This window comes from Parendozoicomonas verongulae, assembly GCF_009711465.1.
Classification (GTDB): Bacteria; Pseudomonadota; Gammaproteobacteria; order Pseudomonadales; family Endozoicomonadaceae; genus Sansalvadorimonas; species Sansalvadorimonas verongulae.
In genome coordinates this window covers 1-2,320 of the sequence record NZ_SMME01000629.1, presented here as the reverse complement: position 1 = coordinate 2,320, position 2,320 = coordinate 1, and the positions used below count along the sequence as shown (strand labels likewise).

Sequence of the window (2,320 nt, the reverse complement as noted above, 5' to 3'; positions counted from 1 at the left end):
CCCACTTCCCCTGGAGCCCCCCGTCTTACAGATGAGATGGTGAGACACGTGCTCGCTAAAGCGCCTATCCAGAGAAACGTAACGGCCGCTATTGACAAAATGCTTGGCCATTGGGGAATCAAGCGCCGAGGAAATCACTTCTCGCTGAATCGCTCACAAAACAGCAAATACCTGCGCTGGATGCCGTTTCCGGGCTCTACCAAAACAAACTCTAGTCAGGCTCGTATCGCTCAAATGCTGAGTTTCATGCAGGCGTGTGACCACCCACTGAGTAAGCCTCTCCATGACTTTCTTCAAGCTCGAAGAATGGCGAACTACTTAAAACCCAACCCCGATTGGAGTAAAGCGATTGGTGTAGTGAGCCCGACAAAGTCATCAGTACAGCCACCCTCTTCGCAAGAGGGCAAACCAAAAAAGAAAGAGACGTCAACCTATCAAACAGATCCACAACAGCAGCCTGTTCGTATTCAACCCAACGAACCCAGCCTCCCCCGAGGCCTGGACATCTCATACGTGATTCCCGTAAAACATTCGGATGGCACTATTAAGCCCACCACTGTTGATCCAAGAAACTACGGCGCCGTTCAACAGCTTTTGGCGAAGTATCACTCACACCCCGAGCTTAAAACTGTGGTGACTGCTAATCAGGGTTGTGTACGCTTCTTTGACCGTCAGTTAAATAAAAACACCCACTTTTTAAGCAACACTTTTATACCTCAGGAAAAAGGTTCATCTAGGCCAATAGTGGTAGATGGTGCTTATTTTCCTTCCGTTGAGCACTATTTCCAGCATTCAAAGTTTGTGTACGCCTTGAAAGATGATGCTGACCCAAACGTGGTTAAACGCGCCAAACAGGAGATTCTGAAAGCTCAATCAGGTAGGGACGCCGCCATACTGGGAAACCCAAAAGGGATTTACTACAGACAGCTGATTGATACGAAAAAGTGGCATCAGGTCAGTCATCAGGTTATGCATAGAGGCATCTACGCAAAATTCAAATATAACCCCACATTGAAAGCTCAGCTTATGGCAACCTACCCCTGTGTGCTTATTGAGCAAACACCTAAAGGTGGCGACAGTTTCTGGGGCAATGGCCATGACGATAGCGGCCTGAACCTGACTGGGCAAATCATGGCTCAGGTTCGTGACCAAATCCTCAAAGAAGAGCTGACGACAAAGAGTTAAGCTCTCAATAAATCAGCGAGAATTGTCTCGGAAATGTAATTCCCCCTCTTAGTAACTATTAGAAACTGTTTTTTGTCTGGCCTGTGGTAGAATGCCCAATTACCCTCTTCTTTCCCTTTTATCTCTTTATTCTTACGGGGGCCGCCTTTCGCATGATCACTGCCTACCAACTTCAGGACAATCGTATCGAAATTAACCAGCTGGGTCTTAACGATTCGTTACCCGGTGATACGGTATGGCTTGACGTGGTGGAACCTTCGGAAGAAGAACGAAGTTGGCTGGACAGTTATTACGTGGAAGAAGTGCCGGACAGTGAAGACCTGAACGAGATTGAGGCAACGTCCCGCTTCTATCAGGATAAAGATGGTTTGCACATTACCAGTTTTTTCCCCCACCGCTCAGGCAAAGAAGTGCGTAATACCAGTGTCTCCTTCAACCTGCGCCCTCACCTGCTGGTCACTCTGAGGGATGAAGAAGTTGGCCTGTTCCGATTGGTACGTAACTATCTCAAGCGTCAGCACTTTGAGTTAGACTCACCTATGGAGATTCTCACTGCTCTGTTCACCTCTAAGGTTGATTATCTCGCTGACCTTCTCGAGGAAGTTTACGAAAGTCTGGAAGCCGTGAGTGAAATGACCTTACGGGAAGACACTGACGACGAAACCAACGATCAGGCTCTGAAAGACATCGCTTTGCAGGAAGACCTGAACGGAAAAATCCGTCTGAGTCTCTTGGACAGTCAACGATCTCTGCGTTATCTAGTGCGCAACCGCCGTATTCGCATGGCTGACCACCATCAGCAGGAAATTATGGAGATGCTGCGGGATATTGATTCCCTGCTTCCCCATACCGCGTTTCTTTTCGACAAAATCAACTTCTTGCAGGAAGCTGTAATGGGTTATATCAACCTGGAACAGAACAAGATTATTAAAATCTTCTCGGTAATGGCGACCGTATTCATGCCGCCCACCCTGATTGCCAGCAGTTACGGTATGAACTTTAACTTTATGCCTGAGTTACACTGGGAGTACGGTTACCCCATAGCCATTGGATTGATGGTAATGAGTGGCCTTGGAACCTATTTCATATTTAAAATGAAGGGCTGGCTCTAGGGCCTGTTGAGGTTTTACATCGG

2 protein-coding genes are annotated in these 2,320 nt (G+C 47.5%); both read left to right on the top strand.

What is annotated here, in order from left to right:
• The coding region (gene ybiA, locus E1189_RS02020; RefSeq protein WP_155158408.1) for a riboflavin biosynthesis intermediates N-glycosidase at positions 1–1,185 on the top strand (1,185 nt) is incomplete at its 5' end.
• Between the two features lie 152 nt (positions 1,186–1,337).
• A complete protein-coding gene (corA, locus tag E1189_RS02015; protein WP_155158407.1) occupies positions 1,338–2,297 on the top strand; it encodes a magnesium/cobalt transporter CorA in 960 nt (319 codons plus the stop codon).
• Positions 2,298–2,320 lie beyond the last annotated feature (23 nt).

What these genes read in the sequence shown, in the direction of transcription:
- corA (WP_155158407.1), top strand. Translation starts at nt 1,338, where the DNA reads ATGATCACTGCCTACCAACTTCAGGACAATCGTATCGAAATTAACCAG.